This window comes from Rhodococcus sp. JCM 9793 (genome assembly GCF_055380405.1).
Map to the genome: position 1 here is coordinate 5,164,157 of NZ_AP043721.1, position 14,134 is coordinate 5,178,290.

At 65.1% G+C, this 14,134-nt stretch carries 13 protein-coding genes; all 13 read right to left on the reverse strand.

The genetic code is table 11. From position 1 onward, the window contains the following. Positions 1-57: 57 nt before the first annotated feature. Positions 58-1,011, reverse strand: a complete 954-nt coding sequence (locus tag ACZ46K_RS25925) for a Ppx/GppA phosphatase family protein (protein WP_054809819.1) — start codon at positions 1,009-1,011, stop codon at positions 58-60. Beyond that, positions 1,008-1,535, reverse strand: coding sequence for a DUF501 domain-containing protein (locus ACZ46K_RS25930; protein WP_054805574.1), 528 nt, complete (start codon positions 1,533-1,535; stop codon positions 1,008-1,010). Before ACZ46K_RS25930 ends, ACZ46K_RS25925 begins: the two co-directional genes overlap by 4 nt. Then, the gene (locus tag ACZ46K_RS25935) at positions 1,532-2,179 is read right to left on the reverse strand and encodes an FtsB family cell division protein (RefSeq protein ID WP_464749473.1); all 648 of its coding nucleotides are present in this window, start codon (positions 2,177-2,179) and stop codon (positions 1,532-1,534) included. The genes ACZ46K_RS25930 and ACZ46K_RS25935 overlap by 4 nt, the downstream gene beginning before the upstream one ends. Before the next feature lie 62 nt (positions 2,180-2,241). Next, positions 2,242-3,528 (reverse strand): phosphopyruvate hydratase, encoded by a 1,287-nt coding sequence (gene eno / locus ACZ46K_RS25940; RefSeq protein ID WP_464745542.1) that lies wholly within the window; start codon positions 3,526-3,528, stop codon positions 2,242-2,244. Positions 3,529-3,655: 127 nt separating this feature from the next. Next, positions 3,656-4,417, reverse strand: coding sequence for a lytic transglycosylase domain-containing protein (locus ACZ46K_RS25945; protein ID WP_464745544.1), 762 nt, complete (start codon positions 4,415-4,417; stop codon positions 3,656-3,658). A 103-nt stretch (positions 4,418-4,520) separates the two neighbouring features. Then, the gene (gene galE / locus ACZ46K_RS25950; protein WP_464745546.1) at positions 4,521-5,531 is read right to left on the reverse strand and encodes a UDP-glucose 4-epimerase GalE; all 1,011 of its coding nucleotides are present in this window, start codon (positions 5,529-5,531) and stop codon (positions 4,521-4,523) included. A gap of 26 nt (positions 5,532-5,557) precedes the next feature. After that, positions 5,558-6,616 carry a nucleoside-diphosphate sugar epimerase/dehydratase gene (locus tag ACZ46K_RS25955; RefSeq protein WP_464745548.1) on the reverse strand — a complete coding sequence of 353 codons (1,059 nt, stop codon included), beginning with the start codon at positions 6,614-6,616 and terminating at the stop codon, positions 5,558-5,560. Positions 6,617-6,718: 102 nt separating this feature from the next. Next, positions 6,719-8,632 (reverse strand): putative bifunctional diguanylate cyclase/phosphodiesterase, encoded by a 1,914-nt coding sequence (locus ACZ46K_RS25960; protein WP_464745550.1) that lies wholly within the window; start codon positions 8,630-8,632, stop codon positions 6,719-6,721. Between the two features lie 12 nt (positions 8,633-8,644). Next, positions 8,645-10,792, reverse strand: coding sequence for an Rv1355c family protein (locus ACZ46K_RS25965; protein WP_464745552.1), 2,148 nt, complete (start codon positions 10,790-10,792; stop codon positions 8,645-8,647). Next, complete coding sequence (locus ACZ46K_RS25970; RefSeq protein WP_054806046.1) at positions 10,789-11,610, reverse strand: hypothetical protein; 822 nt, start codon at positions 11,608-11,610, stop codon at positions 10,789-10,791. The genes ACZ46K_RS25965 and ACZ46K_RS25970 overlap by 4 nt, the downstream gene beginning before the upstream one ends. 59 nt (positions 11,611-11,669) lie before the next feature. Continuing rightward, positions 11,670-12,095, reverse strand: coding sequence for a hypothetical protein (locus ACZ46K_RS25975; RefSeq protein ID WP_054810030.1), 426 nt, complete (start codon positions 12,093-12,095; stop codon positions 11,670-11,672). Beyond that, the gene (locus tag ACZ46K_RS25980) at positions 12,092-12,556 is read right to left on the reverse strand and encodes a GyrI-like domain-containing protein (protein WP_464745554.1); all 465 of its coding nucleotides are present in this window, start codon (positions 12,554-12,556) and stop codon (positions 12,092-12,094) included. The genes ACZ46K_RS25975 and ACZ46K_RS25980 overlap by 4 nt, the downstream gene beginning before the upstream one ends. A gap of 217 nt (positions 12,557-12,773) precedes the next feature. After that, on the reverse strand, positions 12,774-14,132 hold the full coding sequence (locus tag ACZ46K_RS25985; protein WP_464745556.1) for a GH39 family glycosyl hydrolase: 1,359 nt from the start codon (positions 14,130-14,132) through the stop codon (positions 12,774-12,776). Positions 14,133-14,134 lie beyond the last annotated feature (2 nt).

Here is a 14,134-nt window from a genome sequence, read left to right on the forward strand (position 1 = left end):
CTCCGCCCGATCGTTACCGAATGGTCTCAGACCTCGGTACTCGCGACGGAAATTTGTCTACCGCACGAGGGAAAGAGCAATTCCGTCGAGGATGTCGTGCTCGCTCACAACAAGTTCGGTGATCCCGGCTCGTCGGCCGAGTTCCTCGGCGAGCACGGTGGTCACGATCGAACCACCACCGATGACATCGACGCGACCTTCGTGCATCGGCCCGAGCGCCGCACGCTCGGCGCGGGTCGCGGCGACGAGGCCGTCACACACTTCCTTCAACCGGTCGAACGGGACCGACGACAGGTGGATCTTCGCCGGGTCGTACACGTCGAGGTCGTGGGCGAGCGCGGCCAGTGTGGTCATGGTCCCCGCGACACCCACCCAGGTGCGTGCCTCTTCGACGGGAACGTGTTCGAGCGCTTCGGCGATCTTCTCCCCCGCGACCATGCGCGCAGCCGCGACCTGGTCGGCGGTGGGCGGATCGTCGTGCAGGCACCGCTCGGTCAGACGCACGCAGCCGATGTCGGTGGAATATGCCGCATGCACACCGTTCTCGTCGCCCAGAACCACTTCTGTGGATCCGCCACCGAGGTCGACGACGACGAACGGCCCCGTGGCCGGATCGAGTTCGCCGACCGCGCCGGTGAACGACAGGCGTGCTTCTTCGTTGCCCGTGATCACTTCGGCTTCGGCACCGGGAACGACTGCGCCGAGTACCTCGCGGGTCATCGCGAAGAAGTCCTCGCGATTCTGCGCGTCGCGGGTCGCCGACGTCGCGACCATCCGCACTGCGGTGGCTCCGGTCTCGCGAATGAGGTCCGCGTATTCGACCAGTGCGACGCGAGTGCGTTCGATCGCTTCGGGGGCGAGACGACCCGTCGCGTCGACACCCTGCCCGAGCCGCACGACTTTCATCAGCCGGGCGACGTCGGTGAGGGTGCCGTCGTCCGAGATATCGGCGATCAGCAGGCGGATCGAATTGGTGCCACAGTCGATGCCGGCGACGCGAACTGTGCTCACTGAGGTTCTCCGCGCAGCTCGGCGTAGGTGGGCCAGTCTGCGGGGATCGCGGTGCCGCGCAGGCCGGCATCGGCGGCGAGCGCCACCGATTCGTCGCCGAGCGGGTTGATTCCCGGCCCCTTCGCGAGCGAATGGGCGATCAGTACGTGCAGGCACTTGACGCGGTCGGGCATGCCGCCGCCGGTGAAGTCGGTGCCGAGGGATTCGATGGCGTTGCGCTCGTCGAGGTACGACTCGTGGGCACGTCGGTATCCGGCGGCAAGGTCGGTGTCGGTGCCGAGTCGCTCCGTCATCTCCCGCATCACGCCGGCCGATTCCTGACGGCTCGCCTCTGCAGTGAGCCGAGGATCGGTCAGGTAGTAGAGCGTGGGGAACGGGGTGCCGTCGGGCAGCTTCGGTGCGGTCTTGACCACACCGGGTGCGCCGTCGGGGCTGCGGTAGGCGATGGCGAGGACACCTCGGGGTTCGCGCCCGAGCTGGGCGGCGACGGCGTCGAGGTCTTCCTGCGGAACGGGAGCGGTCACCCGGGGATATCTCCTGGTTCTGGGGGTGCCACGGGCATACGCTGCGGCACCGGGTCGGTGTCGGGTTCGGGTGGCGGTTCGACCACCGAAAGCCACAGGTCGCTGTACCAGGCACCGGTGGACGGCATTTCCGGTTCCTTCTTCTCGTCGACGAGGGTCACGTCGCCGGGCAGCTGGACCTGGTAAGGGATGTCGCCGGGCATCACGAAACGCAGTCGCTCGCGTGCTTCCGCACGGATCCAGGCGGGATCTTCCATGTGCGTCTTCTGCTCTTCGAGCGCAGCGATCTCGCGTTCGAGCTGTTCACGCTCCTGTGCGACCTGATCTGCTTCCGAGCGTTGACTGACGTAGGTGCGCAGCGGCACCGCAAGGGTCAATGCGAGTCCGCAGACGACGAGCGCGAGGATCACTGCGCGTCCGGTGGACAATCCGAGGATGGTGCGTTCGGTACGGGGGCGACGCCCGTCCCGTGGAGCTCCGACGCGGGTGGGCCGAGCACGACCCGTGCTGCCTCGTCCACGACGGGACGAGTGAGCTGGGTCCTCTCGGCCTGCGGGCCGTGCGCCCGCGGTCTCCTGACCGAGGTCGGCCGGTGCGGTAGATCCCGACGGACGTGTCCGACCGGGACGACGCGCCCCCACCACACCCTCGGTGCGGCTGCGGCGGGCGCCGGGTCGGGATCTACCGCGCTGGCTCATACCTGACTTCAGCCCTCGATGTTGAAACGCGGGAACGCAAGCTCGCCGGCGTAGCGGGCAGCGTCGCCGAGCGACTCTTCGATGCGCAGAAGCTGGTTGTACTTGGCGACACGCTCGCTGCGGGCCGGGGCACCGGTCTTGATCTGGCCGCTGCCCACGGCAACGGCGAGGTCGGCGATGGTGGTGTCCTCGGTCTCACCCGACCGGTGGCTCATCATCGTCTTGTAGCCGCTGCGATGCGCGAGGTCGACGGCGTCGAGGGTCTCGGTGAGGGTGCCGATCTGGTTGACCTTCACGAGCAGCGCGTTGGCCGCACCCTTGACGATTCCGTCTTCGAGGCGCTCCGGGTTGGTGACGAACAGGTCGTCGCCGACAAGCTGGATCTTGTTGCCGATCTTGTCGGTGAGCGCGACCCAGCCGTCCCAGTCGTCCTCCGACAGCGGGTCCTCGATGGAGACCAGCGGGTATGCCGAGAGCAGGTCGTCGTAGAAGTCGGCGAGCTCGTCGGCAGTGCGGTTCTTGCCCTCGAATGCGTAGCCGGTGCCGTCGGTGTAGAACTCGGTGGCCGCGACGTCCAGCGCGAGCGCGACATCGCTACCGAGCTTCAGACCGGTCTTGGCGATGGCCACGCTGATCAGATCGAGTGCTTCCTTGGTGCCCGCGACGTCCGGCGCGAAGCCGCCCTCGTCGCCGAGTCCGGTGGCCAGGCCCTTGGCCTTGAGCACCGACTTGAGCGCGTGGTACACCTCGGTGCCCCAGCGCAGGGACTCCTTGAAGGTGGCGGCGCCGATCGGCGCGACCATGAACTCCTGGACGTCGACGCCGGTGTCGGCATGGGCGCCGCCGTTGAGGATGTTCATCATCGGCACCGGCAGGATGTGCGCATTCGGGCCGCCCAGGTAGCGGTACAGCTCCAGACCGGAGGTCTCTGCACCGGCCTTGGCGACGGCGAGCGACGCACCGAGCAGGGCGTTCGCACCGAGGCGTCCCTTGTCGGGGGTGCCGTCGGCGTCGAGCAGTGCCTGGTCGACGGTGCGCTGTTCGGTGGCGTCGATGCCGATGATGGCCGGGGCGATCTCGTCGAGGACGGCCTCGACGGCCTTCTCGACGCCCTTGCCGTTGTAGCGGTCGCCGCCGTCACGCAGCTCGACGGCCTCGTGCTCGCCTGTGGAGGCACCGGACGGCACGGCAGCGCGAGCGAAACTTCCGTCCTCGAGCAGCACCTCGACCTCGACTGTGGGGTTGCCACGGGAGTCGAGGATCTCGCGGGCTCCTACCTGCTCAATGATGGCCACTGGCTGATTCTCCTTCGATGGACTTCACGCTGCGGGGTCTGCACGCTGGGGACAGCCTAACCGCCACGACCAGGCAGTGAAGCACGGGCGCGCCGCCCGGAGAAGCACGGGAGCGTCGACTCGGCCGTCACGGCCGCACACCGACCCCATATGCGGCGGCGCGGTCGCGCACCAGCGCGAGGTAATCCCCCGACAGGTTGTAGGCCATCAGCGCCCGAGTCCAGCCTTCCGCCGTGGTCAGATCACCACCTCGATCGCACAGGTAGCGTCCCGCCGAGAGAGCCGCGTCGTCGATGTTGTCCGGATCGGCGACACCGTCACCGTTCGCGTCGACACCCCAGCGCTTCCATGTCTCGGGGATGAACTGCAAGGGCCCCATCGCTCTGTCGAGGATCGGGTCGCCGTCGAGTTCGCCGCCGTCCGTGTCGCGGATCTCGGCGAGGCCGGGCCCGCCGTCGAGCGGAACCCCGCGGATCTCAGGGGTGGCGGTTCCGTTCTCGTCGAGGGTCGCTCCCCCGTGCCTGCCGTGGTTGCTCTCGACGCTGCCGATTCCCGCGAGGGTGGTCCAGGCCAGTCCGCATCCGTTGTTCGAGGAGGCCAGGACGGCCGCGGCGTGTCCGTAGGCCTCGAGCGCGACCACCGGGATGCCCAGGGTGTCGGCCTGCGGTTCGGCCCAGTCGCGCAGGAGTGCCGCGGTTCGGCCGGGGCCCTCGAAATCGATCGGCGGCACCGGCGCACCGGGGACCGGCGGGACACCGTCGGGAACCTCTATTCGCGGCAATTGGGGTGAGCGAAGGTTGGAACCCACCGCGATGATCACCACCACTATCAGCGCGCTGAACACGAGCAGCGGCCAAGCCGAGCGACGACGTCGTGGAGCGGGATACACGTCTCCATCTTCCACATGTTCGAACAAGCGCAGGTGAACGCGCCTGCGCGGGCGATCACGAAGATCACCCGCGCAGACTCGGACGGTGGAAACCCCGAGGGGTCTAACGGGCTCCCACCGCGAGTGCAGCGCCCTGTTTCGACGCCGTCATCGTGGCCGACCTCGACGTCGACCATGCTTCCCACGCGCTGCCGACGATGTCGTCCAGGTCGTGCCGTGCCTTCCAGCCGAGTTCCGCGCGGATCCGGGCGGCGTCGGCGACCACTCGTGCCGGATCACCGGCCCGGGGTTCGTCGATCTGCCAGTCGAACGGCACGCCACTCGCCTGCCGTGCTGCGCGCATCACGTCGAGCACGCTGGCGCCGCACCCGCACCCGACGTTGTAGACGGCCGCCATGGGAGCAGTGTCCATGGCGTCGACGACAGTGGCGTGCGCGGCGGCGAGGTCGGTGACGTGGATGTAGTCGCGGATGCAGGTGCCGTCCGGGGTGTCGTAGGTGTCGCCGAACACCGACGGTGCCTCGCCGCGGTCGATTGCCTGGAACACGCGCGGGACGAGGTTGTGGATGCCCCGGTCCGCAAGGTCCTTGTCGCCGGCACCGGCCACGTTGAAGTAGCGGAGCGCAGACCAGCTCATCCCTTCGGCAGCGGCGATATCGCGAAGCAACCACTCGCACATGAGTTTGCTTCTTCCGTAGGGTGATTGCGGCAGCGTCGGAGCGTCTTCCGTGACCGTGTCGTCGCCCACAGCGCCGTACACCGCGGCACTCGACGAGAACACGATCCTGCGAACCCGCAACCGCACCATGGCAGCGAGGACACTCTGCATGCCGTACACGTTCTGCCGGTAGTAGTAGGAGGGGCGGGTGATGGACTCGTCGACGGCCTTCCGACCGGCGAGGTGCACAACGCCCTCGACGTCGTACATGTCGATCACGTCCATCAGGAAGTCGGTGTCGAGGACACTTCCCACTTCGACGGGCACTCCGGCCGGGAGCAGTTCCGGATGCCCGGCCGACAGGTCATCCACCACCACTACGTCTCGGCCGCCCGATATCAGGGAGCGAGTGACGTGTGTACCGATGTACCCCGCGCCTCCGGTCACCAACAACATAGCTTCCACCCTTCATGTCGGGAGAGTCATACGTGCTCGAAACCTTTTCCTGCTCTGTTCGATTCGGTCCGGTCGGTCCGTTTCTGTCGCCACGGAGCGACGAGTGCGAGAATCCGGTCGACGATCCTCTTGACGACCCGGGCCGGGCCGCTGTACCGAGGGGCGCTCATCTGCAGGAGAGGGAGCCCCGCGAGAGGCGAGATGTGCAGGCGCGGGCCGACGATGTCGATGAGGACCGGGGCGATGAGGAGGTCGACGCCGGTGTCCTCGAGGACCTGGTCGAGCTTGCGCATTCTCGCGCAGGAGCACCGGTCGGACGGGAGCAACGCGACCGCATCGAACCTGTGTATCTCGGTGATCCGGATAATGTCGGCGTCGGTTCCCAGCACCGGAACGTCGTCGATCGCCACGGGTGATCCGCGGGGAACGGGAAGAGCGTCTTCCCCCGTGGCGTCCGCGAGGCAGACGCCCTCGACCTTCCATCCCGACTCACCCGCTCCGTTCGTGCGGCTGACGAGTTCGTGGACCTCTTCCGCATTCCCGACAACAAGCACGGAGCGCAGGCACCGACCTTGCGTTCGGGCATGCAACACCATGATTCGCAGCACTTTCCGAGCAGCGAGGGTCAGCATCAGCGCAAGTGGTAACGCCACGAAGATGTACGCTCGGGCCCGATCCGCGCCCAGCGAAAAGGCGAGAATGGCCGACGACGCCACCGCGTAGAGATATGCACGGACGATTCTGCGGTACTCCTCCGGTCCAGATCCCAGAATTCTTCTGTCCCAACCCTTCTGAAATGCCATCGACAGCACCGTGACGACGGTACAGACCACGATCACAGCAATTCTCTGCCCATCGGCGAGTGCGGTGGTCGGGCGGTATCCGACGGCAACGATCAGGTTTGCCAGAGCGAGGCAGAGCAGGTCGCAGCACAGCACCGACACTTCGTAGCGACGCTCCCACCTCGCGGGACGTACCACGCGGTCGGGCACGACCGCCGGGGGCGCCGTGAAAACACGAGCCGGAATCATCGGATCACGTACCGGTGCGGCGACTGCAGCAAACTCGCCGATGCGCTTGTACATCAAGGTCACCCCTGTTCGGAGCCGTCGGACCCCCGACTCTCAAACCGTACCTTGAGACTGTTTTTTACACAATAACAAACCGAAAGTTCACCACCACTACTACTACTGCTCGAGCGCGGCGTCCCCGAGGAACATTCGGCGGGCATCGTTGCCGTGGGCGTTCCAGGGGAGCGCGAGTGCACCGACCTCCAACAATCGCTCGATATCCTCCGGACCCTTCGGTCTACTCATCAGGAAACCCTGCGCACGAACACAACCCACATCCAGGAGGTAGCTCACCGCACCCACTGATTCGACACCTTCGGCGACCACGTCGAGCCCGAACGACGCAGCCAGTCCGACAATCGAATCGATGATGACCCGGTCACCTTCGCTTCGATCGAGATTCTGCACGAACACTTTGTCGATCTTGAGAGTGTCTACCGGCAGGGACTTGAGATGCCCGAGGGAACTGTATCCGGTACCGAAGTCGTCGATTGCGATCCGAACTCCCAAGCGCTCGAGCTTCGCGAGTGTGGACCGCGTACGCCGCAGGTCGCCGACGACCACATTCTCGGTGATTTCGAGACACAGCTCCGAGCCGAGAAGACCGTACCGCTCGAGAACCTGTTTCACATCGACGTCGAAATCCGAGGAGACCAACTGGACCGGCGACACGTTGACACTCATGACCAGATCGAGGTCCCTGAAATCACGCTTCCACTGCCCCAGCCGGGCGCATGCGGTGTCCATAACCCAGGCGCCGAGTTCACCTGCAAGATTGGTGGATTCGGCGACATCGATGAACTCGAGCGGCTGCAGTTGCCCCAGCACCGGGTGGTTCCATCGCACGAGCGCTTCGAGGCCGAGGATCCTCCCGGTTCGCAGATCGACCTCGGGTTGGTATTCGAGCGTGAGGTGGTCGTCGTCGATCGACGTGCGCAGGTTCATCTCGATGATCGTTCGCCGTTCGCCCCTGTCGTTCATGTCCTCGGTGAAGACGCCGACACTGTTCCCGCCCTGTGCCTTCGCAGACATCATTGCCTGGTCCGCCCGGCTGAGCAGTGTGACCGACAGGATTTCGCCGGGTTCTCCGAGCGCGACCCCCACACTCACACCGCGCCCCACGGTCTGGCCGTCCAGGGCGACCGACTCGCCGACATGCTGCAGCAGCGCTTCTGCACGAGCCGTCACCTGGTCGAGTGTTGCGGGACCATCGAGCACCACCACGAATTCGTCGCCGCCCAACCGGGCGACCATGTCGTCGTGCCCGTTTCCTTCCGACAGTCGTTGAGCTATCCGGCACAGGTACGTGTCGGCTGCGCGATGACCGAGAAAGTCGTTCAGCGCCTTCAATCGGTCGAGATCCAGGAACAGCACTCCGACGGGGCCGGGATTGCCTGCGCACAGTCGGTCGTCGAGATATTCGAACAGGGCGCGCCTGCTCGCGAGTCCGGTCAGTGGATCGTGGTACGCCGCGTACCTCAGATCCTCCTCCGCACAAATGCGTGCCTGCACCTGGGTCAGCAGTGCGGCGATCAACTTGAGTGTGGTGACCTCACTGTCGTTCCAGGCCCGATCGCCCTGTTTGATCAGCCCCAACGCGCCGGTCGTGATCTGCCCGGCCACCAGTGGCACGGCAGCCACCGACACGTTCGGCATCCCGGATCCTTCGAACACCCGGTGGCCGTATCCTTCCCAGCTGGGATCTGAGCCGTCCGAGGGGCCCGGACGACTCAACAGCGGTTCCTTCATGGTGGCGGAAGCCGCGAAGATGGGATCTGCTTCGTGGAAGTAGATCACTCCCAACGGGTCCGGATCCGGAATCTCCGGCCTCGGAGGCCATTCGGCGATCAGGAGCGTGGCGCCGATGTCATGGTCGTTGTACCGGAGAAAAGCGGTATCCACGCCGAGATGTTCGACAAGTTCGCGGAGCACCTCCCGCGCCGTGGTGACCTGGGTGGCGGCATCGGCAGGCATCAGGTGCGCAGCGACCCGGGTGACCAGTGCGTCGAGCGTGTTCTCGGTGCTGCTCATCTCCGTCCTCCGTCAGCCCTGTTCACTCTGGTGGCTGTACCGCACTCGATCCGGGCGACGGCGGCTGCGTTCTGCCGCGTGCCGGGTCCTCCCGATTCTCATGACGAGTGCGATTCGGTCGTCATCCGCTACGCCCAGCGACACGCTGAACTTCGTTCGTAGCGCGTCGAGGACATCGGCGTCTCGACGCGACAGCCGACCGAGGTCGGCGGGCGTGTCGGCATACAGGAAGACCGGAGAGACCGGCTGGACTGCCAGCCCGAGGGCCTGCGCATGCACCCATACGCTTTCGACCACCGTGCCGGCGTGCACGTAGTCGCTTGCGGAGTCCCCTTCGGTGACCACCGCTATCAGGGCTGCGCTTCCCCGTACCCGATCTCTCGTGATGCGCCCGAGTCCGCCTCCGAGACCCCAGTCGTCGAGCTGGTCGAGAACATCGTCGCGTAGGACTACATCGAGCAACGCGCTCTCCGCCGCGTCGAGCCCCAGTGAATTCACTTCGATGCCACTGTCGGCGTTCTCACTGCCGTGCCACCGCAGTTCACCGACCATGTCGCGCCTGAGTTCTCGGGTCAGATACCTGATTCTGTCCGACTCGGCCAGAATCCCCGCGCTCTCATCGAGGGTCGCAGAATCTGTCACGATTCTGATCCGGCCGCCTTCCAGGGCCGCTGCGTCATACAACGCCACGGCCTCGCGGCCGGTGAGAGTGCGGTCGTGGGTGGGATGGCGGTTCGTCGCACGCGCGAGCATCGGACCGTACAACTCCGAGAGGTGAGGATCGTCCCCGTCGCCGAACTCCAGAGTCGCAACAGGATGATTCGGATCGACCGTGTCGTTGGAAGGCAGCGTCACAGGGCCGAGGATTCCGTGTGCTGCCGCGGCCACCTTCGCATTGAACAGAGCTGCCCCGACAGCGATACAGCTGCCACGGTGATGCAGGTCCATCAGTACCGGAGCAGGCTCCGAAGCGACCGAAAAGACGAGCCTTCGACGTTCGACGGTGATCGACCATGGCTGACTGTTGCCTCCGGACGGTGCCCGAACCGCGGCGTGGACCAGCGCCTCGACCGGCCCTTCCGGCACCTCTTCGTCGTCGATCCGCCCCGTCGATGCCTCGCCCGCTTCCGCGGCCGGAGATTCGAGACGCTGGAGAAGTTCGTCGAGATCGATCCGCCCGCGTCCCGAATCGACTTTGTCCCCGAGCGCAATTCGGCGGATCAACCCTGTTATCGTTGCGCCGCCGAGCGCCACGTCGCTTGCCAATTGCGGCCAGGCTTCGAGTGTCTCGTCGATCTCCAGCATGGATGCGGCCAAACGCATCGACAGTTCACCGGCACCGAGGATTCGCAGCACATGCGGAACCTTGTCTCGACTGGACAGCTCTGACAGCGCCTCGACGTCGACATCGCCGAGCAGACCGTGGAACGGTTGGCGTTCCGGCTCGAGGTCGAATCGCTCGACATCGACCAACCCCCTGTCGCTGGTATGCATCACGACAGGCACGCGCCGTCGTGACGCCTCCGCCCTCAACAGCATCTTCAGGTCCAGGGAGTCGCACTCGTCGACCAGGACGTCGAGACCGTCGAGAAAGTCGCCCACAGTGCGGGGAACGACGCCGTCGCACCACACCCAGACAGGCAGGTAGGGGTCCACCTCTGCGATACGCCGAGCGGCGACCACCGCCTTGTTGAGACCCAGATCGAGCAATGTGGCCGGCACCCGGTTCAGATTCGACAACTCCAGCACGTCGAAGTCCGCCAGTCGAATCTCACCACAGACGCCTTCGAGGGCGAGGGTGTGCGCCACAGCATGCCCGACACTGAGGCCGACAACCCCGACCGTGACGGATTCGAGCCGCTCCTGTTCGGCAGCGGTGATCTTGTTCCGGTTCCGATCGAGGCGCAGCCTCCGGAACGACGACGGTCCGAGCACCCTGATCGCGGTGCGCCGCCACGGGTAGTACGCCCACCGTGGGGCCTCCTCACGAGCGGCAGGACCACCGAGCCGATGCAGGCCGTCGCACTGGTCTGCCAGCCGGTCGACCAGCACGACCCCGGCCTCGGTACGCAGTCGCTCGAGCTCCTCGACGTGGTCCGGATGCTCTTCGGACAAGAGCACCGCCGAGTACACCTCGTCATCGCCCGGCACGGGGTTCATCCGATATCCGATGTCAGGAGCTTCTCGAGTTCGCGAGTCCGCTCGCCCGACCGGCTGCCTCGGACATCCCAGAGGAGGAGGCGTGTCCGGTAACGCGAATCCGGGTATGGACACGGTGGAATCTCGTAGACGATGCGAGCACCGCACTGCGTCCACATCGCCAGGGCGTTGTCGGCGGCAGTGCCCACGAGATACCTGGCGCCGAGGAGCTCCATGCAGTAGGTCGTGGTACGCGCGACCGCGGCACTCAGTTCTCGTCGCTTCGGAACCCCCGCCGCGACCCACCCCATCTTGGACTCGACCAAACCGTGAGGAAGGCACTCGCCGAGGACTCGGCGGATCGCAGACTGTTGCACCGGATCGGTCCACTCGATCATCGGATGCGCATCGTCGACACTCCTATAGGGCCCCAGTGCTCGTGATCCGCCCACCACCGCGCCCTTCGCGTCGATCGCGGCGAAGAAATACGTCGTGGAGACACCATCGATGATCTTGTCGTACTCCACTGCCGACTCGACCCCGTACTTCCGGTACGCGACGACCGCTCCGGAGACGAACTCCGCCCACAGGTCCGGCTCTGCAGCGGGGGACGCTGCGATGAATCGGTATCCCGAATTCTCATCGTGGAATTCGAGGGTCCGCCCCACGAATATCGGAGACAGTCCTTCGACGCTGCGGTCCACCTCGGCCTCCGATCGGCAGCCGTCCGACGCATCCGACCACCATGCATCCGAGGCCCGGGCGTCGACGACCCTGACGAGCCGCCGTTCGCGCTCGCCCACGACCGGTGACAGGGTTGTTCCGATATCGTCACCCATCCGGGCGCCGCTCGTCACCGTTACCGGAATTCCGAGGCAGAATCATGCTGGCGGAGTGTTCATCCCAGGGACACATACAGGTCTGCTTCACCATGCTCCGGAAGAACGAGTATCTCCTCCGCGAAGGCTCTCGTGATCTCGCCCCTCTTGTCCGCCGCCTCGATCTGGTCCCACAGATCTTCGCACTGGTTCGGTGATGCACCGTCGGGAACGAAGCGTGCCGCATACTTCTCGGACACTCTGACCAGCGAGTCTCCGACGGCCAGATCTTCGATGTTGTCGCAACGATATCCGGCGACTGCCGACCATCCCGCTTCGGGATGTCTGACGTAGACCACCGTCAAGTCCCGGACACCACGTTCGCGGAGTCGCTCCAGGGTGAAGCTCATGAGATCTGCGGCAGGGCCGAGAACCCCGGGCTCGGCCCCCGGCACCACGAGTCCACCGACTCGATACGGCCCAACTTTGACAATGGTGAATGTCATTGCAGTTCACCGCACTTCGTAGATCGCACGGCGATGTACAGGTCGACCCCGTAGGCATGCGGATAGTATTCGAAGTCCCCGGTGAACGTCCGCTCGATCTCGCCACGACGCTCCGCTTCCCAGATCTCGTCCCACAGCCTGGAGTAGATCTCAGCGAAATCGTCGCCCGTCACAGAGAACTTTGCGTACGTTCCCGCAGGTAGACGGGAGATCATGTAGCCGGGTGGCACGTCGTCGAGCGAGTCGCAGCAGTATCCGACCGTCTGAATGTAGTAAGACCCGACCTCCTCGGCGTGATCCGTGTATGTCGACGCGAGTGGCCCAGAGTTCTCCCCGTTCAGGACTGCGAACCACGCCTTCTCCAGGTGCGGGTCGCGCACTTTGCCGAGCGCGCGGCGCGGACTTCTCACCGGCAGGCCCGCGACAAAGGTTTCTTTGCGGTCGATCAGTCGAAACGGCATCGGGTGTACCTCCAAGCAGCACGGTCTTCCCCCTGCGCGCGCTGCCCGACCCCTCGCACGCAATACCCGGACGATTCGAGACTAGATCCAAAAGCCCCTGGTTTCAAACATTCCCAGAAATCAACCTGAAGTATGTTTTTGCTTGATTATTGGCCTTGTGGTCGTTTACGATCGGCGGGCATACCACCCAAGATCACTTTCGAGCGCGACTCGACATCTACCGGTCCGCGGCACCGGCCCACGACTCTGCCACCGTGAACCACCGGACCTCGTACGCCGACCACTCGAACTGCCGACCGTCGACAGAAGCACTGGTCGTGGTGCCCGTGGTGTTGACGATCACGCGCGCGAAGTCCGTCTCGAGCGCAAGCAACCCGTCCGCCAACTGCACCGTCCGCCGATCTACGGTCGATGGAAACCAACGAGCGAAGCGCTGAAGGACATCGAGGAACGGCAGCGGCCGACCCCCGTCGGCGTTCCAGGTGTCCGTCCAGAGGCAAGTCGCACACTCCGCACCATCAGGTCGGGGGTTCCAGTAGAGGACCGTGTCTGCGCCGCTCCCCGCGAGCTCGATCATCGCGGCGACGCGCAGAGCAACCTGACGCTCCCACGACCAGCCGGGCCCCGGCGGCTCGACGTACCACTCGGCCCACCAGATGGGCAGACCGACCTGCTCGCGAAGCCACTCATCGACCGCAGCGAACTTCTGCACTGCAGTGAACTCGTCCGGCGCACCCTGAGCCGTGGTCGCGTGGGCATCGACGACAACGAAGTCGGCGCCCTTCCGATGCATGTTCCAGAAGATGAACGCATCCAGGTACCGTTGATCCACCGCCCCCCAAGGCCCCTCCAGCTGCGGGGAAGTACCGAGCGCACCCACCGGCTTACTCGCGAACTCGACGTAAGGCCCGCCGACCTGGTTCGCCGGATCCACTGCCTTCACTGCGTCGTATACCGCGTTGTACAAGGTGGTATACCCCTGCGCATCCCAGCGATTGATCTCGTCGTCGAAGAACCCTTTGAACTCGTTCCACACGAGAAAATGCCGGACCTGAGGATAACGTCGTGCCACTTCGGCACTCAGTGCGGCGAAATCAGCGAAGTGTTCGGGACTCGGAGCCACCTCGAGGCGGTCCCAGTCGGTCTCCCCTGGTTCGCCACCTTTCATCCAGTCCGGAGCGCAGCACAGCACTATGACCGGAGTGCCATCGCTATGGAGAATGAATTCCATTCGACGGTCGAGACTTTCGAAGTCGTACTGGCCTGGCGAAGGCTCCGGGTTGTCCACTCCCCACCCCATGATGGCCTGCGCCTGCACCATCGGCACCGACCCGACGGCCCTTTCTGCGGCAGCGATCCCCAAGGGGCTACCGGTGTCAGCGCTGAATTGCGTATGGGTGAAACCCCATCCTGGGGTCCGGATGCTCTCGACTCCGTTCGACGGAGGAATTCCGGGGGATCCCAGGTGCACAGCGAAAAGCACTGCCACCACCGCCGTCGCGACCGGCAACCTGACCGTGCCCCACCGCCGAATCGCTCTTCGTACGGCCGGTCCCGTCCGGATGTGATGCGTCATGG

Coding starts and splice junctions, on each gene's coding strand:
- galE (WP_464745546.1), bottom strand. CDS start 5,531: ATGTTGTTGGTGACCGGAGGCGCGGGGTACATCGGTACACACGTCACT.
- ACZ46K_RS25955 (WP_464745548.1), bottom strand. CDS start 6,616: ATGTACAAGCGCATCGGCGAGTTTGCTGCAGTCGCCGCACCGGTACGT.
- ACZ46K_RS25960 (WP_464745550.1), bottom strand. CDS start 8,632: ATGAGCAGCACCGAGAACACGCTCGACGCACTGGTCACCCGGGTCGCT.
- ACZ46K_RS25965 (WP_464745552.1), bottom strand. CDS start 10,792: ATGAACCCCGTGCCGGGCGATGACGAGGTGTACTCGGCGGTGCTCTTG.
- ACZ46K_RS25970 (WP_054806046.1), bottom strand. CDS start 11,610: ATGGGTGACGATATCGGAACAACCCTGTCACCGGTCGTGGGCGAGCGC.
- ACZ46K_RS25975 (WP_054810030.1), bottom strand. CDS start 12,095: ATGACATTCACCATTGTCAAAGTTGGGCCGTATCGAGTCGGTGGACTC.
- ACZ46K_RS25980 (WP_464745554.1), bottom strand. CDS start 12,556: ATGCCGTTTCGACTGATCGACCGCAAAGAAACCTTTGTCGCGGGCCTG.
- ACZ46K_RS25985 (WP_464745556.1), bottom strand. CDS start 14,132: ATGACGCATCACATCCGGACGGGACCGGCCGTACGAAGAGCGATTCGG.